This is a genomic window from Hymenobacter sp. ISL-91, assembly GCF_018613725.1.
GTDB lineage: Bacteria > Bacteroidota > Bacteroidia > Cytophagales > Hymenobacteraceae > Hymenobacter.
Genome location: NZ_JAGGPS010000042.1, coordinates 25,862 through 50,038, shown reverse-complemented (window position 1 = coordinate 50,038; position 24,177 = coordinate 25,862). Strand labels below are relative to the sequence as shown.

Genomic DNA, 24,177 nt, shown 5'->3' with positions numbered 1-24,177 from the left:
TTGTCTGGCCGATGCCCTCAGAGCAACCGCCGCGCAGGGCAGGTCTTAGCGCCCTGAGAATGCCTTGTCAGGCGAAGGATTATTCATTCCCGGGTGGTGGCTACGCTTTTTTGACCAGGGCCATGCCGCATTGGGTGAGTTGTCGGGCTTGTCGCTGGTTGAGCCTTCGCAGTTCATAGACTGGCAAGGTACAACTGCTGGCCAGTGCCCCTGGCATCACAATTCCGAGCCCCTACTCATCATTGGTGCTGGTTTCAGCGCAGGCCACATGCTGTGACGGGAAAAGAGCGGAGGAAAAGCTGTACACTAAGGGGTCGCACTAGAGTAGGAACGGAAAACAACGCTAAGGCCGGTTGGTCGAATTTTGGCGGGGGCCGGGCGTCTCAGAATACGGGCGTTTTAGCGCTACCGAGGCTATTTTTGAGAACAACCCGTTCCGGCTAGGCTGGCTTGTAGCTTTTGGTCATCTCACCTATCAAAGGCTCCTTGCAGCTTGGATAGTTGACTTATTGAGACAAATCAGCCTTTTTTTGGTAAGCAAATGGGCTTAACGGGAATTTCTGTTCCAACTCTTGCGCTACCCCTATCATTGATTCGGGCTGGCATCGCCGAGCAGGAGGGCTCCATGCTCCAGTTGACCTTGATAGGGTTTGCCTGCGCCAATTCTTCGCTGTCTTTTGAATCTATCCTGCGCCTACTGCACTTTCTGAAATTGTTGAACCCAACCACCATTACACTTGAGCGGCTGATGGCTCTGACGCAGGCGCTGCCGGAGCTGGATGAGACCTACACGCCACTCTTTAAAAACGGCAACAAGGAGAAGACGTGGCCATATCACGCGGCTCAAAAAGTCGGCAACGACCTGGTGCAACTCTACCAACGTTCCCTTCCCGACCAGCTAGCCTATTTACGCCGAGCTAAACGGGCCCTCTTGGTAGAAGCTTGGCTTGAGGGCGATTCTTTGGAAAGTCTGGAGCAGGCGTACACCAATTCCTCATTCGTGCCGGTAAGCTACGGGGATGTGCGTCGTATTGCAGATGCAACACGCTATCATTTCCGCTCAGTTGTTCCCATTGTCCAAGCTTTGCACCCTATGTTGCTCTTGGAAGATGAGGCTCTGAATTTGTTAACCACTCGTCTGGAGGTTGGCTTACCAGCCTCGGCGCTCCCCTTGCTGAAGGTACCGACTCTGAATCGCGGGGAAATACTGTTGCTTGCGCGCCATGGCATTGTGGACCCGTCGCTTCCATGGGCAGCAGTTGAACCGGCTGCCATTGAGTTATTCGGCCTTGAAAGAAGTCAAGCAATAGGGCCTGTATGGGAAAAGCAGCATCTCACTAGATTGTCCAAAACATCGAGGGCATCCTAGCCGTGTGGAATTGGTGAATTTGCAATCATCTTGCTTGTGGAAGCAACGGTTAACCCCGCATATTTACCTTGTATTTGCTTCACTTCCACACTTTAACCTTACTATTCTCGGCTGCTTATGAAGTTTATTGCTATTGATTTTGAAACTGCTACGGCCGACCGCGACAGTGCCTGCGAAATAGGCTTGGCTTTCGTGGAAGACGGTCAGATTACCGGCACCAAATCCTGGTTGGTAAAGCCCCCTTCCTATCCTTACTTCGACCCGTTTAACATCTCCATTCACGGCATTTATCCCTCCGACGTAGCTGACCAGCCTACCTGGGCCGAACTGTGGCCAGAATTGCAGCCACTGCTGGAAGGTCAGTTATTAGTAGCTCACAATGCTGGCTTCGATTTCAGCGTGTTGCGCCGGACGTTAGAAGCGTATGAGTTGCCTTTCCCTTCTTTGCAGTACGTCTGCAGTTATATTTTCTCGAAGAAAGTATGGACTGGGCTTCCCGCCTACGATTTGCATACTCTCTGCAAATTTCACGGCATCCCGCTGCAGCACCACCGCGCGGCTAGTGATGCGCAAGCTTGCGCGCAGTTGGCGTTGAAAACCTTTGCCCATGCTGGCGTCACGTGTCAGGACGACTTTGCTGAAAGGCTGCTAACTAACATAGGTCAGCTGCGTCCAGATGGCTACAACCCCTGCATAACGCGGCGTATTTACCTGTCTAAAGATCCGAGCCTGATTAAGGGGGACCCAGCCAAGCATAAACCTGACAACCTGTTCTACGGCCGCAGTGTGGTATTCACCGGTACCCTCTCTTCCATGCAGCGTGCCAGTGCGCAGCAGCTCATTGCCAACATTGGTGGAATTAACAGTAACGGCGTCACTAAGGACACCTGCTTTCTGGTGGTTGGGCAGCAGGATTACCGCATTGTCGGTGATGACGGCATGAGTAGCAAACAGGAGAAAGCCGTTAAGCTCATCGAGAAAGGCGCTGGGTTGGAAATTCTATCTGAAGTAGACTTCCTTCGTAATCTGTAGAAAGCCTAGATGAAACAACCAGCTGATTTCTCCCCTTCCTGGAAACGCTTGACTGCTTTGCCGGATGAACGGACGATGTGGGAGTTTGACGCATACTATCAGCGTGTTCATCCCTTGGTGCCCAACGTACCCAGAGCGGTGCTAAAGCAGTGGATTCATGGGCTGCAGGGCGAATACGTTACGCTACGAAACTATGCTTGGCTGGATTTCGACCACTTACTCTTTAGCTTGGAGCAGTGGCCGACGCAGGCTCTGCTGAGCTTGTACGTAGTGGAAGAATATCGAGATTGTGTCCAGACCCGAGAGCGGTGCCAAGACTTCGAGGAGTTTTGCTGCACTAACCGGGACCTAGTCCACTGGAAGGAACATGGCACATGGCGCACCCCACCCGTAGTGCTGGATGTAACCTCGATAGGCCCGTTGCCACCGGATAAAGAGTTGGTAGTGCCTCACCAGTTAATCGAAGGTCATAATCGGTTCGGCTATTTACTGGCGATGGCAGGCATGACGCAACGAGGTGAAGCCATAGTGGCTGTCACGCACGATGTATGGGTGTTACGGCAACCTGGACCAGTTGAGTTGCCGTAGCCCGGCGGTTTAATACGTGGTTCATGTGCTGTGGTGTTAGTTGCAGTGTGTTCCTCTCACCAACCACCCGCGGTTCCTTAAGCCTTCGATGCCGTGAGAAAATGGAGCTGCGCCTGAAAGGAGGCCAGCGCCTCAGCATCCGGCAACACAAACCACGTGGTCTTACTTGTCAGGGGAAAGCGCAACTGCTGCGCAGGTATGCCCAGGCTAACGAGCACGCGCTGCACGAGGCGGGGCTCCTCGCGCTTAAGCTTGCCGTTTTTCAGGTTGACAATGTTGGTGTAGGTAAGCTGGTGCGTCTCACAAAACGGCTTCAATTCCCCGCTGCCCAGCATTTTCAGCCTGCCCTGTGCATACAGCAGTGCATCGGCGTAGGAAACGGTCAAACTCAGGTCCGGAAAGGGCAGCGGAGCTGCTTCGACCAGGCTCGTTACTTCTTCTTTTTCATTCATGGGTGGTAGGTGTTGGTTATGGCCCTGCCCTGCTGAGTTCAGGAGCCATTGTAAAGGTGCTGAGCCAGGTTAATCCTCGTCTGGCGTGGATGATTTTAAGGCTACTGAGTAATACGGGGCTGCTCTACGAAGCTGGTGTGGCCAGTGCCCGCCAGTTAGGGGCCGGTGCCTTGCCTTGCTGCAGGGCCTGCACCAGGGCCGCGACGTCCTCGGGGCTGAGCATGTCCCGCCGCGGGGCCAGGAAGCTCACGTCGTTGAACAAGTCCCGCTCGCCGTGGCCAAAGCGCACGGCGTACACGTTTTCGTAATTCGAGGAATAGGCGTAGCGGGTAAAGAGCGAGAGCGCGCCGGGCGCAATGCCATACTGCTGGCACACCTTGGCCGCGAGCGTGACCGGGCATTGCATCAGGCTGCCGACGGCTCCCAGCTCCAGCTCCGTGGCCACGGTCCAGCCGTGGGCCGGGTGTACCACCAGCTCGCAGCGGGCCGGCTGGCGCTTTACATCATCGTAGAGGTAAAACGGCAGGGCATGAATGACATCGGGCAGGGTGTACAGGGCGTCAAGGTCGATGAGCATGCGGCAGAAAGGAAGCTTCGATTTGATAGCCGGCCCCGGGCATCCGCAGTAAAAGGCGCGTAAGCAACTGGCCAGGACGGGGACAGAGGGTAATTCTAAGGCAAAGGAAACAGGTCAAATCGATGCTACCTACGGCCTAATGCCCTTTTCGGGTATGCAGGAGCCCTTTTTTAGCCCTTACCACTACACCTGCTATGGTTAGGGCCGGCGGGTTAACTCCTCCGTAAGGCCTTGCATAGCGTTCAATAACCGCCCATCAGGTGCTACTACTTCGCTTTCCGGCTTATAAAACCTATTAGTTCACGAAAACGCTTAGCTCGACTGTAGGCTGGTAGGTCTGCTAAAAAATAGATTTTATAAGCCCTGGGGTTCTTGTGGGCACCATTTTCATGGTTAGGGGCTCCCTACTGGCCTGCTGCAGCAGCCGCTGAAGATGCTGGCGAAGCAAACCTGCGAGACTTATAAAATCTATTAATGAGGCCTTGGTGAGCTTTCAGCGTAGTTTTCAAGTACCTTTGGAGTTAATAGGAATGTTCTAAATAGTAGAAAAAGGTAAAAAAATCTTTAAAAAGTGCAATCCCATTTTGTGCTTATTTAGACTCACTTTTTTGTTGTTTTCGTTCGGGTATCGGCCTAAACCACCACTTTAAAAGCTTTTGTACTCCAGCTTCAACAAGCTTGTGAGTATTTTAAGTATTTAAGGTATTTGCAGGGGCCACAACTTTTTGTACTACAGCAACTTAAGCCGCTTCAGTAATAGGTTTTATAAGCGAGCTAATAGGTTTTATAAGCCAAGTAATAGGTTTTATAAGCGGACTAATAGGTTTTATAAGCCCAGCTAATAGCTTTCATAAGCTGATTAATAGAACATCCTCTCATAGGCTATTAATTCGATGCCTGGGCCCAACTAATAGATTTTATAAGTCACTCCGGGTGTGGACTCGGTAGCAGCCCTACCCTGACGGCGCTGAACTAATAGCTTTTATAAGTCTCGCGGAAAGCTCGCGCCGCGCTAACTAATAGGTTTCATAAGTCTAACTAATAGCTTTTATAAGCCGCCTCGGTCCCGCGCCTGTTCCTTGCTCATAGATTCAGGATTTGGCTCTATTAGTTTCCGATTTAAGCCGTATGTTTGCTTTGTATCACCCCAGTAGCTGCGTATGGCCGCGCCCGAATCCACCGTCCCGATTGAAATCCGGCAGCACAACGCGCTGACGACGGCCCGCTACGAGATGAGCGCCTGCGAGATGGACATCTTCTTCTCGCTGCTCTCCAAGCTTACCAAGCAGGACAAGGCCGGCACCATCTACGAAATCCGGGTGCAGGAGCTGATGGAGATGACCGGCCGCACCTGGAACTACAAGCAGCTGCTCGAATCCACCGAGAACCTCAACAGCCGTGTCTACCACATCGAGAACGGCAAAACCCTGCTGCAGGTGAGTTTGCTGGCCTCGGCGCTGTACCGCAAGGGCGAGGGCACGATTGAGCTGGAGATATCTGAGCGCATGCGGCCCTTCCTGATTGACCTGAAGAGCAACTTCACCTCCTACCGCCTGCAGGCCGCCTTTAGCTTGTCGAGCAAATACGCCAAGCGCATCTACCAGCTGGCCTCGCAGTGGAAGGACATCGGGGAAACCAAGACCTACTCCCTGGACGAGTTCAAGGGTATGCTCAAGCTCAAGGACCCGGCTGGCAAGGAACCCGAGCAGTACTCCCAGATTTCGGCCCTGCAGAAGTACGTGCTCGACGTGGCCACCAATCAAATCAACGAGCACACCGACCTGCGCATCAAGTACGAGCTGCTCAAGAAAGGCCGCTCCTACCAGAGCATCAAGTTCTACGTCAACACCCAGGTCCCGCAGCAGCTCCCCATTCCTTTCGAGCTGGAGGCCGATGATGCCAAGGTGCAGCTGGCCCGCAAGCACCTGGAAGCGCTGGGCATTGCCGAGCCCAAGCTGGTGCAGGACATTCTCCAGTCGCCCAAGCACGTGGATGCGCTGTTTGCCTTCATTTACAAGCTGAAGACCGATAAAATCAAGGCCACCAAGAATCCGGGCGGCCTGTTTTTGAAAATGCAGGGCCTGCGCTAGCGAGCCGGCGTTGGGCACCTTGTCCTGGCTCTTTTCGCTTGCGCCCCTCGGGGCTGCTTGCTCCTGTGGCTGCTTTCACCTATCCCCTTGGAGAATCCGTGCGTTCTCACCGCTGAATGCTTCTGCCCATGCCTGCTGCCCCTTGTGAGCTTACCCTGCTGCGTGCGGCCCGGCGCCTGAGCTTCGGCAGCCATGGCACAGCGCGCGCCCACATCTTTCGCCGCGTCGGTGGGGAAAAAGCCCCGTGGCAACGGGTGGCGGTGAATGCCCCCTCCCCTTTCCTGGACGAAGACGTGTTTGCCCCCGGCACGGTGCTGGAATACTACGTACATGTGCAGACCCAGAGCCCAGAGGGTACTGCCCGGGACTATAGCCATCTGGCCAGCATCACCGTGACCTAAACCAGGCTTATGACGTTATGCAGCTGTGCCAGGCCCCAGCGGGGCGACCTCACAGGAAAAGGTCCCGCACCGTCCTGGTACAAGGCCTGCTAGTACAGCACCTCCGAATTACCTACGGGAAGGGCGATGTTCGTACTTTTGCCCCATGCGGTTCTGGGTCCTGCTATTGGCGATGTATGTGCTGGTGCTCTCCGGGGTACCCTGCGAAGCCTTGTGCCAGGACGAACCTGCCACCGCTGCAGCGCAGCACAACGGCACACCGGCTGAGCAGGATGACTGCAAAAACTGTTCGCCATTGAGCATCTGCGCGGCGTGCCCGGGCTTCACGCTGCCGGCCCCCGTGCCGGTTTGGTGCCCTGCGCCATCAGTGCCAACCCTTACCGCAGTTGGTGTGCCGCAGTACCGCACGCCGCACACGCTCGAAGTAGCGGCGCGCATCTGGCAGCCGCCCCGGTTGGCCTAGTCCCTTTCTGGTTGCTGTCCGGCCGCTATAAGCGCCTGGGCTGCTATTGACTACGCCAATCTTTCCTACTTCATGAAATTTCTATTGTTGTCACTGGGAGTGACACTTTTTGCCGTGCCCACGGCCTGGGGCCAGCAGCGCCTGCAGGTCAGCGTGCGCGACGCGGCCACGGGCAAACCGCTCATCGGGGCCACGGTTCGGCTGCTGCCGGGCAACACCGGCGCGGCCGCCGACACGGCCGGCCGGTTGGTGCTGGACGTTCCCGCCCCGGGCCGCTACGCCCTCACGTCATCGTACATCGGCTACCAAAGCCAAACCGACAGTCTAACGCTGCCCGCCCCGGGCGACACGCTCACCATTCGCTTGGCCGCGGTCGAGGGGGAATTGCTGGAAGAAGTGGTCGTGTCCTCGACCCGCAGCAACCGCAGCATCGACGACATTCCGACCCGCATTGAAGCCATTACCGGCGAGGAGCTGGAGGAGAAGGCCAACATGCGGCCAGGCGACATTCGGATGCAGCTCAATGAGAGCACCGGCATCCAGGTGCAGCAGACCTCGCCGGTGTCGGCCAACGCCAACATTCGCATTCAGGGGCTGGACGGGCGCTACACCCAACTGCTGCAGGACGGCTTTCCGCTGTACTCGGGCTTCGCGGCTGGCCTGAGCATCCTGCAGATTCCGCCGCTGAACCTGCGGCAGGTGGAAGTCATCAAGGGCTCGGCCTCCACGCTCTACGGCGGTGGGGCCATCGCGGGTCTGGTCAACCTCATCACCAAGCGGCCCGGCGAAGAGCCGGAGCTGAGCTTTATGGCCAACGGCACCTCGGCGCGGGGCCTGGATTTGAGCGGGTTTTGGGGGCAGAAAAGTGAGAAAGTAGGCGTCACCCTGTTTGCCGCCCGCAACACGCAGCAGGAATACGACCCCGGCGACACCCGCTTTTCGGCCCTGCCCCGCTATGAGCGGTACACTGTCAACCCCAAGCTTTACTTCTACCTCACGCCCACGGCCACGCTCTCGGTGGGCGGCATGGGCAACTGGGAAACCCGCATTGGCGGCGACATGCGGGTGCTCGACGGCAAGGCTGACGATAACCACCGCTACTTCGAGCGCAACCGCTCGGACCGGCTGGCCTCGCAGCTGCAGTTCGATAAACGCTTTGCCCGCTCGATACTGACCCTTAAAAACAGCGTCAGCACCTTCAACCGCGTGCTCACGCAGCCTGACTACCGCTTTGCCGGGCGGCAGCTGGCCAGCTTCACCGAGGTTAGCTACACCCACACCAGCGAGCGAGCCGAATGGATAGCCGGCGGCAACCTCTGGACGGAGCGGTTCACGGAAAACGGCGCGGCGCTGGGCCGCAACTACGAGCACGTCACCGCCGGGGCCTTTTTGCAGAACAACTACAAGGCCGCTGACTGGCTGACGGTGGAAACTGGGCTGCGAACGGACTACCACAACCGCTACGGGCTCTTTGTGCTGCCCCGGGTGTCGGCGTTGCTGCGCTTGTCGGAAAAACTGACCTCCCGGCTGAGCGGCGGCCTGGGCTACAAGGCCCCGACCATTTTCACTGAGGAAGCCGAGAGCCTGGGCTTCCGCAACGTGCTGGCCATCGACCAGGACAACGCCCGGGCCGAAACCTCGGTGGGCGCCAACTTCGACGTGAACTACCGCACGACCCTGTTTGACGTGCTGGACGTGTCGGTGAACCAACTGTTTTTCTACACGCAGCTCCGGCACGCGCTGGTGCTGGACATTCCGGCCATCATCACGCCCGGCCCGTTCGGTGCCGTGTACCGGTTTGCCAACGCCGACGGGCCGATTGCCAGCCGGGGCCTGGAAACCAACGTGCGGGTGGGCTACGAGGATTTCAAGCTCTACGCTGGCTACAGCTTAGTGGACACGCGCCGCCGTTACACGGGCGAGACGTTCAACAGCCCAATCCCGCTCACGGCCAAGCACCGGGTGAACCTGGTGGGCGTGTACGAGCAGGAAGGCAAGTGCCGGGTGGGCGTGGAGGCCTACTACATCGGGCGCAAGCCGCTCTCGACTGGGGAGCAGTCGCGCTCCTACTGGCTCATGGGTCTGATGGGCGAGCGGCGCTGGAAGCACTTCAGCCTGTTTGTCAATTTTGAAAACCTGCTCAACATCCGGCAGGACCGGTACCAGGCGGTGGTACTGCCCCCGACAGAGCGCCCGTCGTTCCGCGAGGTGTGGGCCCCGCTGGAGGGCGCGGTGGTCAACGGCGGCATCAAATTGTTCCTGTAGGCCGGGTGCTGAAGTCCTAGTTACTGCGTAGCCGCAACCCATTCAGCTCCTTACGACCATGGCCCATCCCCTCGAAGACACGCTCATTGCCAAGCAAATTGCCCCCACGGCCATGCGCCTGCTGGTGCTCGACGTGCTCATTAAACACCCGGCGGCGCTGAGCCTGGCCGATGTGGAAGCGCTGCTCAAGCACGCCGACCGCATCACCGTGCACCGCACCCTGAAAACATTTACCGATAAAGGCCTGGTGCACCGCGTGGAGGACGGCAGCGGCGCGGTGAAGTACGCCTTGTGCGAGCCGACCTGCACCCCCACGCAGCACCACGACCTGCACGTGCACTTTTTCTGCACGCAGTGTCGTGAAACCAGTTGCTTGCCTGCAGTGCCCGTGCCCGTCATTCCCTTGCCCGGCGCGTATCAGGTGCAGGAAACCAGCCTGGTGATGAAGGGCCTGTGCCCACGGTGCGCCGGGGCGGCCTAAAACAATGCAATAGCATTGCATTGCCGCAGACCCGTGGTTTGCTCTCCCAATCGGTAGCGCCGCCTGTCGGCCTCCCCTCCTGTTTTACTTCCCATGCCCGACCCAACTTCCCCCAATACCGACGAAGAGCTCAACACCGCCAAGCAGGTGAAGCTCGAAAACGTGGGCGCCCTGACCCGCGAGCAACTTACGCCCGAAGCCGCTGCCGAGCCCGAGGGCCACGACGTGCCCGGCCACGACCACGGAGCGCCCCACCGGCCGGCCGGCAAATCGGTCGTGAACCTGGTGGGCCAGCCCGTCATCGCGACTGCCGACCACACCCACGGCGACGAATCGGCCGGGTCGAGCCCCTATCGCTGGCCCGTCGTGAGTTTGGTCCTGCTGCTGGCCGGCCTGGCGCTTGATTACTACCGCGTCGCCTTCTTCACCGGTCCCGTGCGCCTGGCCTGGTACGGCGTGGCCTTTCTGCTCGTGGGCTGGAAAGTCATTCGTTCGGCGGTGCAAAGCATCCCCTCGGGCAACGTGTTTAATGAGTTTCTGCTCATGAGCCTGGCCACCCTCGGGGCGTTTGCCATCGGCGAGTACCCGGAGGGCGTGGCCGTGATGCTGTTTTACACCGTGGGCGAGCTGTTTCAAGACGCGGCCGTGAACCGGGCCAAGCGCAGCATTCGGGCCTTGCTGGAGATTCAAGCCACCGAAGTCACGGTGGTGCGCGCCGGGCAATCCATGGTACTTGACCCCAAGCAGGTGCAGCTCGGTGACACGATTGAGGTAAAGCCGGGCGAGAAAGTGGCCCTGGACGGCACCTTGACCCAAGGCCCGGCCTCTTTCAACACGGCCGCGCTCACGGGCGAGTCGGCCCCGCAAACCAAACAGACCGGCGAGGTGGTACTGGCCGGCATGATAAATCAGGAGTCACTGGTGCGGGTACTGGTCACGGCCACCTACCAGGATACCAAGCTGGCCAAAATCCTGGCCATGGTGCAGGACGCGGTGGGCCGCAAGGCCAAAACGCAGCTGTTCATCACCAAGTTTGCCAAGACCTACACGCCCATCGTGGTGCTGCTGGCCACCCTGCTCATCGTAGTGCCCTACTTCGTGGTCGACGACTACGTGTTTCGCACCTGGCTGTACCGGGCGCTGGTGTTCCTGGTCATTTCCTGCCCCTGCGCGCTGGTGGTGAGCATTCCGCTGGGTTACTTCGGCGGCATCGGGGCGGCTTCCCGGGCAGGCATCCTGCTCAAGGGCTCCAACTTCCTGGACGTGCTGCGCGAAATCGACACGGTGGTCATGGACAAGACCGGCACGCTCACCCAGGGCGTGTTTGCGGTGCAGCAGGTCGTGGTGGTGCCCGGCACCGAGCCGGCGGCCCTACTGCGCCTCTTGGGTGCCTTGGAAACCAAGTCCACGCACCCCATTGCCAAGGCCGTAGTGCAGCACGCGGGCGCGGCCAGCGCCGGCGTAGCGGTGGACAGCGTGGAAGAAATTGCCGGACACGGCCTGCGGGGCCGGGTCGAGGGCCGCGAGGTACTCGCCGGCAACACCAAGCTGCTCGTCAAGTACGGGGTGGCTTATCCGGCCGAGGTGGACCAGGTGGTGGACAGCATCGTGGTAGCGGCCGTGGACGGGAATTACGCCGGCTACCTGACCGTAGCCGACGCGCCCAAGGCCGACGCCAAGCAGACCGTGCGCGAACTGCGGGCCGATGGCATCACCAAGATTGTAATGCTCTCCGGCGACAAGGACAGCATCACCCAGCGCGTGGCGAAGGAGTTGGGCATTGATGAAGCGCACGGCGGGCTGCTGCCGGAGGACAAGGCCCGCTACGTACAGCAGTACCTGGACGCGGGGCACAAGCTGGCCTTCGTGGGCGATGGGGTGAACGACGCCCCCGTGGTAGCGCTGGCCGACGTGGGCATTGCCATGGGCGGGCTGGGCTCGGACGCGACAATTGAAACGGCCGACGTGGTGATTCAAACCGACCACCCCAGCAAGATTGCCACGGCGCGACGCATTGCCCGTGCCACCCATTCGGTGGTGTGGCAGAACATCTGGCTGGCCTTCGGGGTGAAAGCAGTGGTGCTGGCCCTGGGGGCGGGCGGCGTGGCCACCATGTGGGAGGCCGTGTTTGCCGACGTGGGTGTGGCCTTGCTGGCCATTCTCAACGCCGTGCGCATCCAACGCATGAAATTTTAAGCTATGAAGACCCTCTTTCTTCCGTCTTTCCTGCAGTCCCACTATTACCAGGAGCTAGGCGCCGCCCGGGCGGCCTATGCCCGGCAGGATGAGGCCGGTGCGTTTCATCATTTGGAGCGGGCCCACATCCTGGGCCAGCGCTGGGCCCTGCCCCATACCCACACCCACGTGCTCATGCTGCGCCACGGCTGGCGCATGCAAAACGGTCGCGAGGTGCTGGGGCAGATGCCGCGCATCGTGTTTGGGTTTTTCATGTCCTTATTCGGCCGCGTGCCCACCGGCAACACTGGCGGGGCCAACGTCTCCCCTGAGCAGGCGATGCCCATTCCAGCGGACCTGCAAGCCTTGCTTGCCGAGGCAGATGCCAAGGGTGGCTAACCACTGAATGCGCACCGCTGGCTGGCGGTGGATGTTGCGCCAGACCCGTATTTTTCCGTTATGAAACAGCTGCTGCGCCTGCAACTGCAGGTCCTCGATGCCCCGACCGGTGTTGCGCTGAGGCTGCAACGCGGCACCCATGAGCTGGTTCCACCGGTCGCTGCTTCCGTGGGCCTGTTGCTTTTTGAGCTTCAGGCAACGGTAGCCTTTCCCAAAGATGAAGCGGCGCCCCGCTTAGGTGGGCCCGCCGTCCACGGCCCGGTGCAGGGGCGCTTTCTCTACGTGAACGCCGGCACGTATGCCGGTCAAGCTGATTCCGGCTGGGCCCGCCGGGCCAAGGTGCCCCTGCCGGCGCTGACCCGGGAACTGGTAGAACAGGCCCTGGCCCGGCCGGACTTGACGCTGCAGGCGCGCATCCTGGGCCGGGCTGGGGATGGCGGGCCAGCGTGCGCCAGCGTGAAGCTGCTGGATACGGGGTGGACGCTGGCGCCGGCCTGGCCGGTACCCACAGCCCAGACCAATCCCGACTTGGTGGCAACCTGATACAACGAAAAAAGCGCCGGACTACGAGAGTCCGGCGCTTTTTAACATGACGAGCAGCTGGCTAGTTACTTGGTAAAGTGCTTATTTCTTGACAGCCTCCGTTGTAGCCGGCGTTACCGCAGCAGCCGTGGCTGGCTTCTTGGCGCAGCAGCTGGCGCCGGGCTTCTCTTCCTTGGAGCATTGCATGGCGGCTTCCTTGGTCGCCTTTTTGTTCTTTTTGCCGGGTTTGTCGTCGTTGGCGGTAGCACTGCCGATGGTGGCCAGCAGGGTCAGGGCAAGCAGGAGGTTTTTCATGAGGTGGGGAGCAAAAAGTGAAAAGCAACAAGAGAATAACTAGCAGCAGCCACAGGCACCTTTACCCTGCTCCTGGATGGGCGGGCAGGGCACGGTGCCGTACGAGCAGTACACGCAGCAGTCGCCGGCCAGGGGCTTGAGCACGGTGTGGCAGCTGGTGCACTCGTAAAACCACTGGCAGGCATCGGTCGGCATCTGCTCGGCCTGCGCGTGCTGGCAGACCGGGCAGGTAAGGACCGAGGTCAGCGTTACTGGCGGCGTGGGGGTAGCTGGCGTGAGGGAAATCATAACTGAGAAATTAACGGGTAGCGGAAGGGTTCAGCACCGAGTAGCCGGTGCCGTTGATGGCGGCTTCTACCTGGGCCACGGGCGTGATGGCGGCATTGAAGCGGACCTGGGCCGTGCCCTTTTCATAGGACACCTGTACGCTTTGCACGCCCGGCAGCTGCTGCACGTCGTGCTCGACGTGACGGGCACAGGCCTCGCAGGTCATGCCGCCGATGCGGTAGGAGCTGGTTTGCAGCACCGGGGCCGTGCTGGTGGCCACCACGGGCTTGGGAGCTGCTGCCGGGTAGAACCGCGCTCCGTAGTAGGGAAAGGCCAGCAGCAGCACGGCCAGCACGGTGACCGTGGCCAGAAAGCCCCGCGACTGCATCAGCGACGGCTTGGATGGCACGGGGCAGCCGCAGTCATCGGCTGCCGCGGGCGCGGGTCGCAGGTGCTGGTACCAGGCAAACCCCAGAACGCCCACGGTCAAGGCTATCAGATAGGGACGCAGCGGCTCCAGCCAGGCAAACGTGCTGGCCACGCCCCCCAGCCCGCCGACAATGGCCAGCAAAGGCGTAATGCAGCACAGCGAAGCGGCGAGGGCGGCCAGCAGGCCCGTGCCGGCCAGGGACTTGGTGGGGGTAGCGGGCGTGGAATTCATTAGGCGAGTGTGAGGGAAGCAGAGGTGGATGCCGGAGTCAGCAGCGGCTGCAGCACAGACAAATGCGCCGACGATAGCGAGTAAAATACCGTTTGCCCGACTTTGCGGGCCTGTATCAACCCGCCGTCCTTGAGCTTGCGCAGGTGCTGGGAGATGGCCGACACGTTCATCTGCAGCACGTCGGCCAGGTCGCACACGCATAACTGCTGCTTGTCCAGCAGCAGAAACAGCATTTTCAGGCGTACCTCGTTGCCGGCCAGTGCCAACACGGCCGCCAGTGACTGCAGCTCCGGCTCGGCAGCGGCCAAGCGGTGCTTGCTCTGTTCAATGTGGGCCGTGTCAGCGAAAACCCGGATGCAAGAGGAAGAGGACATATCTTAAATTTTCCCAAAGGTAATGTTTTCTTATTTAAGCAAACGCTAAAATACACTAGCCCCAGCAGGCCCTCAATGAGTACATGCCTGTCCTGTATTGACCGGCTCAGCTCATTGAAATATTGACCAGATAGTAACTGGGACAATAACCCAACACTTACAGTGACTTTGCTGGAAGTGGGGTTAACACTATCCGGGTACCATCTGAAAAAGCACGGGTGTTAAGAGTGGAATGGGGCGACAGGCGTTGCTGCCGGCCTGATTGCTAATTAGGCGTTTCGAGTTGCATCCAGGTACGGCGAGTTCCACAGGCGGTGCATTCCATCAACAGCTCCGTGGCGTGCGCATAGCGCTCCAGCACCTCCACGTGGACATGTAGCGTTTCCTGCCGGCAGGTGGCACAGGGCAGCAACTCAGTCGCCTCCAGCTGCTCCTGCAGGAATTCTAATTCATCGCCCTTCATGGGTCGCAAGGTAGCAGTTAGCGGCGGTCAATTGAGCCTCACTCATTCTTCGCCTGGTTTTCCCGGGCGGCTAAGGCCGCTTTGGCCTGGGTTACGTTGAAAAGGTACTGCCGGGCCAGCGCGGGATTTTCGCGGTGGGCCCATGCCCTGGCCCGACGCGCTGCTTCAATTGGCCCTTCGGGTAGGCGCGGGGGCACTGGCGCGGGCCAGTGGCAAGCGCCCTGCCGAAAGAATTCTTCGATTGCTGCCAGCAGCGTGAGCGTGCGCTCCGCGTTCCGGGGCCACTGGTCCAGCAATTGCTCCAGCTCCCAGCTGGCCGCTTCGTACTCGGCTTCTATGTATAAATTCATGGGTCTGGTTTGGCGTTACGTGCGCAGATGCCGGGTGCTTACCGTTCTACGCCTTCCTTTTCCTGGGCCGGGTTTGATGGCGCGAGGTTGCGCTGCGCTTCCTGCAAACTGCGCCCAGCCCCCCGCAGGGCGGCGGCATCGTCGGCCAATGCCGGTATCTTCTCGGCCCTCGACAAGGCCTCCGTGACTGCCTGCAGGTTCGCGCCGCCCAGGTAAGCAGATTTCTCCACGGCTTTTGCTGCCCGCGACAAGGAATCCGCCGGGCCCGGGTAGCCCTGCTCCTCTAAACCTTCGACCAGCTGCCTAGCCGCCTGCACAAACGCAGTTGTTGCAGAAGGGTGGGACGGGGGAGGCGTTACAGCCGGCACTACATCGACGGCTCGCGCGTGTGCGGGTGGTTGCAGAACGGCCAGTGCGGCCCCAAACCGGGCGGCCTCTCGCTGAGAAACAGGGTCCTGGAAGCGTTTGTCCTGCATCACCTCCTGCACCAGCTGCTGGAGGCCCGCACCATGCTTAGGCAGGCCCTGCTGAGGGTTGCGGTCGATGTCGAGTACTTGCGCAAGCAGCGCGTCCGCTCGTTGCGTGCGCCGGTAGTCCACGCCGGCTACCAATTGCTGCATGGCCGGGGCTGCCGCAACCAGGTCTCGTAGCTGCTCTATCTGCCGCACGGTGGGCGTGGGTCCATCCGTCAGGGGACGCGCCTGGCTGGGGTGCCGGGCTGCTTCGGCTGCTGCTCCGGGCAGGGCCGTGGTGTTGCGGGCAAATAAGTCCCGCAGGGCCTGCAGGTCCCGCTTTTTGTGCGGCGCGCCGTGCAGGCTCACGATGCCCTGGTCGCGGGCGGGATTTAGCTTTTCGTGCTCCCGTTCAAAGTCCATCCGGTAGCCCGCCTGTTGGGCCAGCTCGCTGAACGCGGCCTGCAGGGTGCGGCCGTTGCCTTCCCGGAAAGCGTGCACGTGGTTGTAGTGGTCGAAGTAGTAGGCCGCCCGCTCGGCAAAGGCTTCGGGCGTAGGAAGGCCCTTGAGGTTATTCTCAAGCTTGAGCTGCTCGCCCAGCGCGTTCAGGCGCTCGTCAATGCGCTCGTAGGACGCGAAGTGCATGGGCCGCTCGATACCGGGCAGGTCAGCGGCTTTGACGCCCTGGAAACTGCCTTCGCGGCGGGTCTGGCCGGCCCACTCAAATGCGTCCTGAAACAGGTACTGGTGGGTAGCCCGCAGCCGCGCGGCGTCGAAGCGCTCACCCTGCGGGCCGCGGCCCGCCGCCAGTTCCGTGAGCCGGCGCAGGGACAGGCGCTTGGTTTCCCGGTCCAGCTCCTCGGCATCGGTAAGGCCGAGCTGGTTATAGAAAACGCCGGTGTCGGGGTTGGTGAAGCGGTCGGTCATGGGCCTAGCGTACCCGGCGATTCGTCACCGAAAAACGCCGGAGCAAAACAGCGCGGCACGGGTAGCCGGGCTGGGGTGTCACGAAAGCGAACTACTTGGCTACCGCCGGAGCTGGCTGCTGGCTGGCAATGAGCTGGGCGCGGTACTCGTCGTGGCGGGCCCCCACGTAATCCAGGTCGACCAGTCCCTCCACGTACTGTTCGTGCAGCTTGGCCTGCCAGTCCGGTACTTCGTACGGGCCCTGGCTGCGGGTGATGCCCACCGACTGACTGATGATGAACTGCCGCTGCTCGCGGGTTTGCTCGCGGGGGCCAAACTGGGGGGTAGGATAAGCAGGCGTTTCCATCATGCAAACTACGTAAAAGGGATAAACGACGGGCATTTATAAAACACCATTCCGGCGGCTAAGGTGCCCCAAACACCCTTTATAGCATGGGTTCATTGTCCGGCATCTGACCGGGCTTGAGGGTGTTGGCGTACTGCCCGACAATGCTGGCCACATCCTCCCGAATCAGCTCAAAGTTGGCCTGAATAACCGCCTGCAGCGCACTGACCGGCTCCGCGGGGGACTGACTCCCCGCCTGCCGGGCGGCCCGTCGCTGGCTCAGCCAATCCTGCTCCCGCCCCTCCCCTGCCGGTGCCTCGGCCAGCACTGGGGCCGGACCACTCTCAAAGGTGGCCAGCGGGTGCAGCGGGTACGTGCCGGGCGCCGCCTGGCGCTCCACCTTGCCCTGGAAAAAGGGCTGCTCGGTTTCCACGGTCTGGCCGATGAACTCGCCGGTTTCGAGGGTAATGGTATCCTGCAGGCGCACCAGGTTGCGCTCCTGCCAGCTCACGCTCTGGTTGGTGCTGCTGCCGGCGCCCCGGCTGCCGCCGCTCTGGCTGCGGCCCAAACTGGCCGACACCATCTCCCGGTCCTCTTTGCCCACCAGCTCCGAGACGAACTTGGCCGTTTCCAGGGAGTTGACCTTGCCGAAAAACTGGTTGTTGAGGTTGCTGACCATCACCTGCATCTTGTCGCGGCCGTAGGCGTCAATCATCTGGCTCAAATCCTGGGTCATGTAAATCATGGCCACCTTGTTGCTGCGGGCCGTGGCTGGTATCACCTCCAGGTTCGGCACGTAGATGGTGGCGGCCTCGTCGAGAAACACGTAGCTCGGGTGCTTGTGTTGCTGGTTCATCAGCTTCAGGGCCACGGCCACGATGCAGCTGATAACCGGGGAGAAGGTTTCCTTCAGCGTGGGGTCGTTGCCCACCACCAAGACCTTGGGCGCTTGCTTATCATTTAAATCCAGGCTGAACCCCTCCCCTCTCGCCTCGTCGGGCGTGAGCACCCAGGCTATTTCCGGGGAGTTGATGCGCGTGAGCACAATCTGCAGCGAGGCAATTACGCCGGCCACCTGCTTCTCGGCCCGCTGCTTGACAGCCGTCGTGATACTTCGCACCATATCACCGCACTCGGGGTCGGTGTCGAGCATGCTCAGCACGTGGGTAAAGTCCGGGTGCAGGGCCGTGTTCACCACGTGGGGCAGGGTGCAGAAGGCGGGGAAGTTCTTCTTGTAAAACCAGATGATGGCCGTCAGAAAGGCGTTGGCGCTGGTGTCGAAGAAGTCCATCTTTTTGATGCTCTCCGGGTTCAGGTTGGCCATGATGGCGCGGGCGTACTCGTTGGCGTAGGCCACCACCGGCATCTTGTCGGCCCGCAGCGGGTTCACCCGCTCGCTGCGTTCCAGGTCTTTAAAGTTGATGATGTGCAGCTGCACATGAGCTGGCTCCTCCCCCGCCGCCCGGGCTTTGGCATCAGCCAGCACAAAGGCCTTCTGCGCGGCTTCGGCCAGCACCGGAAACTTAAAGTCATAGATAAGGCCCGCAAACCCCTTCTCAGTGAACTGCTCAATCAGGGGCTCGCCAATCGAATACGACTTGCCCGCTCCCGCCCCGCCCAGCACCAGCGTGCCCCGAAACGGGTTGGGAATGTTAATCCAGCCCCCGTCCGTCGTGGCCAGACTAAACCCGTACTCGGTGAGCTGCTGCCGGCGCTCGGTGCGCAGCCCGAACCGCTCGGTCTTGTGCAGGGCCCGCGCAATGCCGGCAGCCAAGCCCGCGCCCAACGCCAGCAGGGCCGCGGTGGGGTATAGCCAGGCTACCACACCGGCTGAAAACGTGGCCATGGCCAGCAGCAGCGCCCCGGTGAGTAGGCCCACCCCGGCGGCGCCCAGCTGTACGCGCCGCAGCTGCAGCTGCGTGGGCTGCCAGCGCCGCTGCCCGGGCCGCGCGGGCGGGGCTTTGAGCAGCACGGCCAGCAGGCCCCCTGCTACCAGAATCCCCGCGCGAATGAGTAAGCCAAAGCGCTGGTAAAACGTGGCCGTGCCCAGCAGCAGGCGGGTGGTAACGGAAGCCCCCAAGCCTGCATTCGGGGCAGCAGGGGTTACGGCCCCGGCCAGGAAGGAGGGGTGAGAAAGTAGGTAATACTCACCGCCGGCCAGCAACGCCAGCAGGAATCCCAGGGCGATGTACAGGCCAGTCAGGCGGTGGCTGCTCGGCTGCCGGGGGGCACTCATCATGCTCATAGTCGGGTTATTTTAAGCGTGCAGTACTTGGTATTACAATTCGGCCTCCCACTGCCCGCGCCGGCGCTGCTCCCCAATGTCCTGGGTGGCGACGTGCTCCGGCCCGCTGGTAGCTCGCAGGGTCTGCTGCAGGCTGTGCAGGGCCTGGCGTACCCGGTGCCCGGTATTGGGTCGGGCGGGTTCCTCGCGGCCCGTGGCCAGCAAGTGATTGGCATTGTCGAGGGGCCGCCCCTGCCGGGCACGGTCTTCCACCCGTCGCAGCCGGTCGTAGAAAATGCGGTCATAGCCCCGCCCCTGCGCAATGCGCTGCACCCGCTCGGCATCCAGGCGCTGGCTGGGCGCGGCCTGCCGGTTCAGCTGCCCGACCCGTTCGGCAATCCGCGCGTTGCGCTTGGGGTTCGGTGCTGAAATGGCGGGGGCGTCCTTTCGTTTAGGCGCAGGGCCCTGGTACTGAAACTGCCGCTCAAATACGAGCCGGGCCTCCTCCTGCCAGTCGCGCAAACTGAACCGGCTCACGCGCCCGCCGGGGTTGAGCGTGACGCGCTGGCTTCGGTCCCGGGCCGATACGACCACGTGGATGTGGGCCTGCAAGCCGGGCCGAGGCTGCCCGGCCTGGGCCTCCCCTTCTTTCACGGCCGCGTCGGTGCCCCGGTGGGTGCGCTCCTGGTGAATGATGGCGCCCCACACCAGCTCATCCTTCCCCACAGCCCCTCCGTCTTTGAGGCGAAACCCCGCTGCATAGGCGGCCATTACCTCCCGGGTAAACGTGCGCAGCTTCTCTTCCTCGCCGCCCCCGACGTGGGCCAGCTCCTCCGGACTGGGGCTCAGCACCAGGGAGTAGAACTTGGCCTCATTAGCCCGCAGCCCTTTCACGTTGTTGTCCAGGGCTGCCAGCACAGAATCCCGGTCCAGCGCGTCCTGCTGCCCGTCAAAAAAGCGAGCCTCCAGGCCGTTCTTTCGGGCCTCTTGGGTCAGGTAATTCAGGGTCTGCGCGGCGCTACCCTGATTATTATAGGCCTTTTTGCCGTGGGCTTTTGGGTTAATCAGCTTGGCGTGCATCGCGTCAATTACCGTTTTTGCGCGGTTTATTTAGCGCCTTTATATCCAGAGCTGCCAGCCCGGCCGCCGTTGCTTCGGCAATACGCTCCTGGTTTTTCTGCTGGATTTTGTGCAGCGCCTCCCCGCCTTCCGGAGCCAATAAATTCTCTACCACCCGCAGCGTTTGCTGCTGCACGGCCTGCTGCTGAAGCTGAAAGCGCAGCATTTCCAGCAGTACGCCCCGCTCCTGCTCCTGTAGGTACGAGAACACCCGGTCTCCCAGCCGCTTCACCTCGGCCATGATAAGCTGGCCTTCCCGGGCCTGGGCTTCCACCGGGTTCAGGCTCCGCTCGGCGAAGTAGCGGATGGCCGCGTCGGCGTACTCCGTGCGGGTCAGCCCCAGCCGGGCGGCCTCTGCGCCCACCAGCCGGTGCGCCGGCCCGCTAACTGTGAGGTGCTTGACGGCTGAGCCATTCGTGGGCTGAGGGCCTATTTTCTGTTTCTGGTCCGGCATAATGCGGGTTTTAACTCTTACTTACTCTATGTCAATCTGTTACCGGGTTAGGTTAAGCAATATCAACGCTGTTGACATCCAACTACCATTTAGCCAGCGCGTTAGCGCGGGCAATTGGTAGTCTTCTTGCTAACTACCCTATTAGGGGCATGTTGAGCGCGTGCCCGGTGAGCCGTAAGTGATACCAGGCCTGGCTTTTCCCATCCCCGGTAAGCTGCCTGGGCAAATCGTAATCGGAAAAGTGTTTTTGAATGTGGTTTTGCTTCCCTTATGAAAGACTGCTGACCAGCAAAACGCATCCCCATGCGTTCAGAAGGCAATTCAATGGGAGTGTGAACCATTTTTTATTTCCTGAGAAACAAGTAAAACAGGAAGGTTAAAAACCTAGCATCCTCCCGACAGTACGCCCCGTATGACGCTTTGTTTCTTAGTATTTTAAGAAATAAGTTTCTTGAGAGCTTTTGTTAAATGTTTACTGAGAAAATTGTAAATGATATTTCTCAGAAAATCAGAAATAAGTAATCTTGAAAACAAAATGACTTGTTTACAAGTAAGTTTGAAAGCTTATTTTCTAGGAAATAAAAAAACAAGTTTCCGAGTAGCTTTGAAAATTGAGAAACAAGCTGCTTTATTTGCAAGCTGCTTGCGCCCGTCGTGGCTTTACCCGTTAGTTCCCTGCTTTATGAAAATCATCTGCGTTGCCAACCAGAAGGGCGGCATTGGTAAGAGTACCCTCATCACCGTGCTGGCCGGTGCCCTCTCGGCCGACTATGGCTACCGCGTGCTCGTGGTCGATGCCGATTCCCAGCAAACCCTGGCCGGGGTGCGCCTCACCAACGACCAGCCCAGCGTGGACCTGGAGCGCGAAGCCGGCACGCTCGCCGAGCCGGCCTTTCCCTACGCGCTGGAATCGGTCGGTATGGGCCAAGTGTACGACCGGCTCGACGAAGTTAGCGACGACTACGACGTGGTGTTCATTGACGTGCCCGGCCGCTCGGACGATACGGCCATGATTGACGTGCTCAGCGGCGCCAACGTGGTGCTCGTGCCCGTGGGGGCCTCCGATGCCGAGCGCCTGGCCACGATTTCCTTTATGCAGCTGCTGCAGGAGATTTCCCGGCTTTCGCGGGAGCAGGGGCTGGACTTCCAGTTCTTCGGCGTGCACTCGCACCGCACCAACCTGAAAGAGGAAAAGGACATGGACGAGTTCACCGACGCGCTGGGCCTGCCGCGCCTGCAGGCTTCGCTGCGCCAGCTCGGCTGCTACAAGCGTCTCTCGACCCGCTACAGCTACCTCAACCCGGCCTACCGGCGGGCGGTGGGGGCCGATGCCTCCGTGGAAGCCGAAGTGCGCGCCCTGTGCGATGAGCTGATTGCCCGCGCCCAACTCACCTCTGAACTCATATCGTAATGGCCAAGATTCAACGCCTGAAAATCTCCACGGACGAAAAGATGTCCATGCTGCGCGGGCAGCCCGGCCACATGCCGGCCGCCCCAACTGCGCCTGAGCCCGCGGCCGCCGCCCCGGTGCCCGTAGCGGCCCCGGAACCAGCAACGGTAGTTGCTCCGCCAGTAGCAGCCGCTCCAGAAGCTGCTGCAGCACCGGTGTTAGCGCCTGCGCCACCCGCCAGACCGCAGCCGGCCGCGGTAGCCGCTGCGCCCAAGAAGGGGAGGGGCCGGCCCCCGAAAGTGCAAGCCCCCGCTCCCGTAGAAGGCAGTTCCTCGGGGCTGCAGCCATCTCTGATTCGCTTGGAAGGAGAAACCCAGCGGGCGGCCCTGGCTTACATCCACGAGGAGCTGATGCACCACAGCCGGCGGGTGTACCTGAAAGAGCTGGTCGACGAGGCGGTCAACTATTACTTGCAGCACGGCCCGCCCGCCAAAGGCAGGTAGGGGAGGGGGGGAGCGCACCGGCAAGCGGCCCGCTACCAGCGCAGCTGCGAGTTCACTTCAGTAAAGGCGTCCTGGGCTTCGAGTTGCTGCTTTACCTCTTCGTAGGTGCCTACCCGCAGGGCGGCCACAAACTGCTGGGCACCGCTTAGCATGCGGATGTACAGGCTCGGGTCCGATTGCCGGCTCAGGCGGCGCAGCGCATCCAGGTAGGCTTCCCGGGCCCGGGTGGTGACGATAATCCGGCACTGGCCGGCGCTGACCAGCTCGGCGTTCATCATCAGGCGGGCCAGGCGGCCGTTGCCGTCGTCGAAGGGGTGCACCTCGCTGATTAAAAACATCATGAACATGGCCCGGGCCAGCGGGTCCGTCAGGCCCTGGCACAGGGCAAAGCCTTCGTGCAGAGTGCCGCGCACCAGCTCGGGCTCCACGAAGTTGGTCAGGCCGGCCTGGTTGGCGTATTCTTTCCACTGGCCGGGCCGCTTGTCGGGCCGCGCCCGCATCAGCTGGCCGTGGCGCCGCTGCAGCAGGGCCAGCAGCTCTTCCGCCGAGCGGGGCACGACGCGCATCTCGGCCGGGTTGATGCAGAGTTGATACGTGCTCAGCACATCGTGCGAATCAGCGTGCCGTCCGCCCACCGCCTGGCCCGTTTCCACCATCCGGTGCGCCTCGTCGACCTGGAAGACCGTGCCCTCGATGAAATTGGAGAAGTATGCCTCGAAGAACGCCACCGTGTAATACGCCGGGGCCACGGGGGCCGGGTCCACGCGCTCCGGCAGGGCCGTGGTGCGCAGCGCCCCCGCGAGCGTGGTAAACAAGGCCACCCGGCCGGCATCAAAGGGCAGTCCCAGGGCCCGGGCCCGCGCCACCGGCGAGGAAAGCACCTTAATCGAGTGGGTGGTGAGCAGCGCGCCCACAATGCGCTGCAGCGCGGCCAGCTCATCGGGCCAGTTCAGGGCCGTGGCCACGTCGCGGGCCTGGTCGCGCAGGGCATTTAGGCCCGCTTCCCCCCGCACGCGCAGCACCATCTCCAGCCGCTCTTCCACGGTCTCGATGGGCAGGGCCTTGCTGACGCCCCCCTTGCGGACGCGGGCCGGCTGCAGGTTTTCCAGCAGCCCCCGGGCCTCCGATGCGAAAAGGATGTCGCCCCCCCCAAAGGGAGCATCGCCGGGCTGGGGCCCGGGCCCTTCGAGCAGGTGCACCGTCAGGCCGGGCAACTCAACGTTGCGCGTGTATTTGTACGTCAGAAACAAGTGCCCATCGCCCGTGGGCTGGCCTTCGAGCTGGGAGCGGTGGCTGATAATGGCCCCTGGGAAAAGATGCTGGATAATGGGCAGCCAGTTCTTGCGCACTAACACGGCCGGGGGCGTTGTCAAATCCGGCGAGTAGATACGCGGCGCTACTTCGCGTAGCTCCTCCCGCTGGCGCGCCTGCCGAATCCGGCGGTTTAGCGCCGGGTCGGACGTGCCAAACACCAGCAACGGCCACTGTACATTTTTTTCCATTAAGAGGCCGCTGCAGGCTGATGGCGTTAATTATTTA

General features: G+C 60.8%; 27 protein-coding genes. 13 read left to right on the top strand and 14 right to left on the bottom strand.

Features of this window, described 5'->3' with window-relative positions:
• Window positions 1-625: 625 nt before the first annotated feature.
• The 3 genes from J7E24_RS15990 (at window position 626) to J7E24_RS15980 (ending at window position 2,989) form a co-directional block, all read left to right on the top strand.
• Window positions 626-1,369 carry a hypothetical protein gene (locus J7E24_RS15990; protein ID WP_215139126.1) on the top strand — a complete coding sequence of 248 codons (744 nt, stop codon included), beginning with the start codon at window positions 626-628 and terminating at the stop codon, window positions 1,367-1,369.
• A gap of 117 nt (window positions 1,370-1,486) precedes the next feature.
• A complete protein-coding gene (locus J7E24_RS15985) occupies window positions 1,487-2,401 on the top strand; it encodes an exonuclease domain-containing protein (RefSeq protein ID WP_215139125.1) in 915 nt (304 codons plus the stop codon).
• A gap of 9 nt (window positions 2,402-2,410) precedes the next feature.
• Window positions 2,411-2,989 carry a hypothetical protein gene (locus J7E24_RS15980; protein ID WP_215139124.1) on the top strand — a complete coding sequence of 193 codons (579 nt, stop codon included), beginning with the start codon at window positions 2,411-2,413 and terminating at the stop codon, window positions 2,987-2,989.
• Window positions 2,990-3,066: 77 nt separating this feature from the next.
• Here the strand turns inward: J7E24_RS15980 and J7E24_RS15975 are convergent, their stop codons facing one another.
• Together J7E24_RS15975 and J7E24_RS15970 are read right to left on the bottom strand one after the other, a co-directional pair.
• Complete coding sequence (locus J7E24_RS15975) at window positions 3,067-3,441, bottom strand: hypothetical protein (RefSeq protein ID WP_215139123.1); 375 nt, start codon at window positions 3,439-3,441, stop codon at window positions 3,067-3,069.
• A gap of 124 nt (window positions 3,442-3,565) precedes the next feature.
• Window positions 3,566-4,018, bottom strand: a complete 453-nt coding sequence (locus tag J7E24_RS15970) for a hypothetical protein (protein ID WP_215139122.1) — start codon at window positions 4,016-4,018, stop codon at window positions 3,566-3,568.
• Window positions 4,019-5,178: 1,160 nt separating this feature from the next.
• Here J7E24_RS15970 and J7E24_RS15965 point away from each other — a divergent pair.
• From J7E24_RS15965 to J7E24_RS15930, 8 genes are all read left to right on the top strand, one after another.
• On the top strand, window positions 5,179-6,108 hold the full coding sequence (locus tag J7E24_RS15965) for a replication initiation protein (RefSeq protein WP_215139121.1): 930 nt from the start codon (window positions 5,179-5,181) through the stop codon (window positions 6,106-6,108).
• Window positions 6,109-6,236: 128 nt separating this feature from the next.
• On the top strand, window positions 6,237-6,509 hold the full coding sequence (locus tag J7E24_RS15960) for a hypothetical protein (protein WP_215139120.1): 273 nt from the start codon (window positions 6,237-6,239) through the stop codon (window positions 6,507-6,509).
• 145 nt (window positions 6,510-6,654) lie between these two features.
• Window positions 6,655-6,972 carry a hypothetical protein gene (locus tag J7E24_RS15955; protein WP_215139119.1) on the top strand — a complete coding sequence of 106 codons (318 nt, stop codon included), beginning with the start codon at window positions 6,655-6,657 and terminating at the stop codon, window positions 6,970-6,972.
• A gap of 72 nt (window positions 6,973-7,044) precedes the next feature.
• Complete coding sequence (locus J7E24_RS15950) at window positions 7,045-9,237, top strand: TonB-dependent receptor (RefSeq protein ID WP_215139118.1); 2,193 nt, start codon at window positions 7,045-7,047, stop codon at window positions 9,235-9,237.
• Window positions 9,238-9,295: 58 nt separating this feature from the next.
• Complete coding sequence (locus tag J7E24_RS15945) at window positions 9,296-9,718, top strand: Fur family transcriptional regulator (RefSeq protein WP_215139117.1); 423 nt, start codon at window positions 9,296-9,298, stop codon at window positions 9,716-9,718.
• Between the two features lie 93 nt (window positions 9,719-9,811).
• Window positions 9,812-11,914, top strand: coding sequence for a heavy metal translocating P-type ATPase (locus tag J7E24_RS15940; protein WP_215139116.1), 2,103 nt, complete (start codon window positions 9,812-9,814; stop codon window positions 11,912-11,914).
• Window positions 11,915-11,917: 3 nt separating this feature from the next.
• A complete protein-coding gene (locus J7E24_RS15935; protein ID WP_215139115.1) occupies window positions 11,918-12,292 on the top strand; it encodes a DUF3703 domain-containing protein in 375 nt (124 codons plus the stop codon).
• Window positions 12,293-12,352: 60 nt separating this feature from the next.
• The gene (locus tag J7E24_RS15930) at window positions 12,353-12,835 is read left to right on the top strand and encodes a DUF5990 family protein (RefSeq protein ID WP_215139114.1); all 483 of its coding nucleotides are present in this window, start codon (window positions 12,353-12,355) and stop codon (window positions 12,833-12,835) included.
• An 81-nt stretch (window positions 12,836-12,916) separates the two neighbouring features.
• On the opposite strand, the gene J7E24_RS15925 is transcribed toward J7E24_RS15930, so the two are convergent.
• From J7E24_RS15925 to J7E24_RS15875, 11 genes are all read right to left on the bottom strand, one after another.
• Window positions 12,917-13,129, bottom strand: a complete 213-nt coding sequence (locus J7E24_RS15925; RefSeq protein WP_215139113.1) for a hypothetical protein — start codon at window positions 13,127-13,129, stop codon at window positions 12,917-12,919.
• Window positions 13,130-13,168: 39 nt separating this feature from the next.
• Window positions 13,169-13,417, bottom strand: a complete 249-nt coding sequence (locus tag J7E24_RS15920; protein WP_111480572.1) for a GDCCVxC domain-containing (seleno)protein — start codon at window positions 13,415-13,417, stop codon at window positions 13,169-13,171.
• 10 nt (window positions 13,418-13,427) lie between these two features.
• Window positions 13,428-14,057 (bottom strand): mercuric transport protein MerTP, encoded by a 630-nt coding sequence (merTP, locus tag J7E24_RS15915; RefSeq protein ID WP_215139112.1) that lies wholly within the window; start codon window positions 14,055-14,057, stop codon window positions 13,428-13,430.
• Window positions 14,057-14,431 (bottom strand): ArsR/SmtB family transcription factor, encoded by a 375-nt coding sequence (locus J7E24_RS15910; RefSeq protein WP_215139111.1) that lies wholly within the window; start codon window positions 14,429-14,431, stop codon window positions 14,057-14,059. Before J7E24_RS15910 ends, merTP begins: the two co-directional genes overlap by 1 nt.
• Before the next feature lie 265 nt (window positions 14,432-14,696).
• Window positions 14,697-14,894 (bottom strand): hypothetical protein, encoded by a 198-nt coding sequence (locus tag J7E24_RS15905; RefSeq protein WP_215139110.1) that lies wholly within the window; start codon window positions 14,892-14,894, stop codon window positions 14,697-14,699.
• A gap of 38 nt (window positions 14,895-14,932) precedes the next feature.
• A complete protein-coding gene (locus J7E24_RS15900; RefSeq protein WP_215139109.1) occupies window positions 14,933-15,244 on the bottom strand; it encodes a hypothetical protein in 312 nt (103 codons plus the stop codon).
• A gap of 38 nt (window positions 15,245-15,282) precedes the next feature.
• Window positions 15,283-16,623: a Fic/DOC family protein gene (locus J7E24_RS15895; RefSeq protein ID WP_215139108.1), complete on the bottom strand. Its 1,341-nt coding sequence runs from the start codon at window positions 16,621-16,623 to the stop codon at window positions 15,283-15,285.
• A gap of 91 nt (window positions 16,624-16,714) precedes the next feature.
• Window positions 16,715-16,969 carry a hypothetical protein gene (locus J7E24_RS15890; protein WP_215139107.1) on the bottom strand — a complete coding sequence of 85 codons (255 nt, stop codon included), beginning with the start codon at window positions 16,967-16,969 and terminating at the stop codon, window positions 16,715-16,717.
• A gap of 79 nt (window positions 16,970-17,048) precedes the next feature.
• Window positions 17,049-19,193: a type IV secretory system conjugative DNA transfer family protein gene (locus tag J7E24_RS15885; RefSeq protein ID WP_215139106.1), complete on the bottom strand. Its 2,145-nt coding sequence runs from the start codon at window positions 19,191-19,193 to the stop codon at window positions 17,049-17,051.
• Between the two features lie 33 nt (window positions 19,194-19,226).
• Entirely contained in the window at window positions 19,227-20,252 is a 1,026-nt protein-coding gene (locus J7E24_RS15880; protein ID WP_215139105.1) for a DUF5712 family protein, read from the bottom strand.
• Between the two features lie 4 nt (window positions 20,253-20,256).
• Window positions 20,257-20,745, bottom strand: a complete 489-nt coding sequence (locus J7E24_RS15875) for a hypothetical protein (RefSeq protein ID WP_215139104.1) — start codon at window positions 20,743-20,745, stop codon at window positions 20,257-20,259.
• Between the two features lie 682 nt (window positions 20,746-21,427).
• On the opposite strand from J7E24_RS15875, the gene J7E24_RS15870 reads away from it, so the two are divergent.
• Together J7E24_RS15870 and J7E24_RS15865 are read left to right on the top strand one after the other, a co-directional pair.
• The gene (locus J7E24_RS15870; RefSeq protein WP_165822274.1) at window positions 21,428-22,156 is read left to right on the top strand and encodes a ParA family protein; all 729 of its coding nucleotides are present in this window, start codon (window positions 21,428-21,430) and stop codon (window positions 22,154-22,156) included.
• Window positions 22,156-22,638, top strand: coding sequence for a hypothetical protein (locus J7E24_RS15865; protein WP_190786164.1), 483 nt, complete (start codon window positions 22,156-22,158; stop codon window positions 22,636-22,638). Before J7E24_RS15870 ends, J7E24_RS15865 begins: the two co-directional genes overlap by 1 nt.
• Before the next feature lie 32 nt (window positions 22,639-22,670).
• Here the strand turns inward: J7E24_RS15865 and J7E24_RS15860 are convergent, their stop codons facing one another.
• Complete coding sequence (locus J7E24_RS15860) at window positions 22,671-24,140, bottom strand: Fic family protein (protein ID WP_215139103.1); 1,470 nt, start codon at window positions 24,138-24,140, stop codon at window positions 22,671-22,673.
• Window positions 24,141-24,177 lie beyond the last annotated feature (37 nt).

What these genes read in the sequence shown, in the direction of transcription:
- J7E24_RS15910 (WP_215139111.1), bottom strand. Translation starts at nt 14,431, where the DNA reads ATGTCCTCTTCCTCTTGCATCCGGGTTTTCGCTGACACGGCCCACATT.
- J7E24_RS15930 (WP_215139114.1), top strand. Translation starts at nt 12,353, where the DNA reads ATGAAACAGCTGCTGCGCCTGCAACTGCAGGTCCTCGATGCCCCGACC.
- J7E24_RS15865 (WP_190786164.1), top strand. Translation starts at nt 22,156, where the DNA reads ATGGCCAAGATTCAACGCCTGAAAATCTCCACGGACGAAAAGATGTCC.
- J7E24_RS15880 (WP_215139105.1), bottom strand. Translation starts at nt 20,252, where the DNA reads ATGCACGCCAAGCTGATTAACCCAAAAGCCCACGGCAAAAAGGCCTAT.
- J7E24_RS15875 (WP_215139104.1), bottom strand. Translation starts at nt 20,745, where the DNA reads ATGCCGGACCAGAAACAGAAAATAGGCCCTCAGCCCACGAATGGCTCA.
- J7E24_RS15985 (WP_215139125.1), top strand. Translation starts at nt 1,487, where the DNA reads ATGAAGTTTATTGCTATTGATTTTGAAACTGCTACGGCCGACCGCGAC.
- J7E24_RS15870 (WP_165822274.1), top strand. Translation starts at nt 21,428, where the DNA reads ATGAAAATCATCTGCGTTGCCAACCAGAAGGGCGGCATTGGTAAGAGT.
- J7E24_RS15895 (WP_215139108.1), bottom strand. Translation starts at nt 16,623, where the DNA reads ATGACCGACCGCTTCACCAACCCCGACACCGGCGTTTTCTATAACCAG.
- merTP (WP_215139112.1), bottom strand. Translation starts at nt 14,057, where the DNA reads ATGAATTCCACGCCCGCTACCCCCACCAAGTCCCTGGCCGGCACGGGC.
- J7E24_RS15945 (WP_215139117.1), top strand. Translation starts at nt 9,296, where the DNA reads ATGGCCCATCCCCTCGAAGACACGCTCATTGCCAAGCAAATTGCCCCC.
- J7E24_RS15920 (WP_111480572.1), bottom strand. Translation starts at nt 13,417, where the DNA reads ATGATTTCCCTCACGCCAGCTACCCCCACGCCGCCAGTAACGCTGACC.
- J7E24_RS15975 (WP_215139123.1), bottom strand. Translation starts at nt 3,441, where the DNA reads ATGAATGAAAAAGAAGAAGTAACGAGCCTGGTCGAAGCAGCTCCGCTG.
- J7E24_RS15925 (WP_215139113.1), bottom strand. Translation starts at nt 13,129, where the DNA reads ATGAAAAACCTCCTGCTTGCCCTGACCCTGCTGGCCACCATCGGCAGT.
- J7E24_RS15955 (WP_215139119.1), top strand. Translation starts at nt 6,655, where the DNA reads ATGCGGTTCTGGGTCCTGCTATTGGCGATGTATGTGCTGGTGCTCTCC.
- J7E24_RS15940 (WP_215139116.1), top strand. Translation starts at nt 9,812, where the DNA reads ATGCCCGACCCAACTTCCCCCAATACCGACGAAGAGCTCAACACCGCC.
- J7E24_RS15885 (WP_215139106.1), bottom strand. Translation starts at nt 19,193, where the DNA reads ATGAGCATGATGAGTGCCCCCCGGCAGCCGAGCAGCCACCGCCTGACT.
- J7E24_RS15970 (WP_215139122.1), bottom strand. Translation starts at nt 4,018, where the DNA reads ATGCTCATCGACCTTGACGCCCTGTACACCCTGCCCGATGTCATTCAT.
- J7E24_RS15860 (WP_215139103.1), bottom strand. Translation starts at nt 24,140, where the DNA reads ATGGAAAAAAATGTACAGTGGCCGTTGCTGGTGTTTGGCACGTCCGAC.
- J7E24_RS15990 (WP_215139126.1), top strand. Translation starts at nt 626, where the DNA reads ATGCTCCAGTTGACCTTGATAGGGTTTGCCTGCGCCAATTCTTCGCTG.
- J7E24_RS15965 (WP_215139121.1), top strand. Translation starts at nt 5,179, where the DNA reads ATGGCCGCGCCCGAATCCACCGTCCCGATTGAAATCCGGCAGCACAAC.
- J7E24_RS15935 (WP_215139115.1), top strand. Translation starts at nt 11,918, where the DNA reads ATGAAGACCCTCTTTCTTCCGTCTTTCCTGCAGTCCCACTATTACCAG.
- J7E24_RS15950 (WP_215139118.1), top strand. Translation starts at nt 7,045, where the DNA reads ATGAAATTTCTATTGTTGTCACTGGGAGTGACACTTTTTGCCGTGCCC.
- J7E24_RS15890 (WP_215139107.1), bottom strand. Translation starts at nt 16,969, where the DNA reads ATGGAAACGCCTGCTTATCCTACCCCCCAGTTTGGCCCCCGCGAGCAA.
- J7E24_RS15980 (WP_215139124.1), top strand. Translation starts at nt 2,411, where the DNA reads ATGAAACAACCAGCTGATTTCTCCCCTTCCTGGAAACGCTTGACTGCT.
- J7E24_RS15905 (WP_215139110.1), bottom strand. Translation starts at nt 14,894, where the DNA reads ATGAAGGGCGATGAATTAGAATTCCTGCAGGAGCAGCTGGAGGCGACT.
- J7E24_RS15960 (WP_215139120.1), top strand. Translation starts at nt 6,237, where the DNA reads ATGCCTGCTGCCCCTTGTGAGCTTACCCTGCTGCGTGCGGCCCGGCGC.
- J7E24_RS15900 (WP_215139109.1), bottom strand. Translation starts at nt 15,244, where the DNA reads ATGAATTTATACATAGAAGCCGAGTACGAAGCGGCCAGCTGGGAGCTG.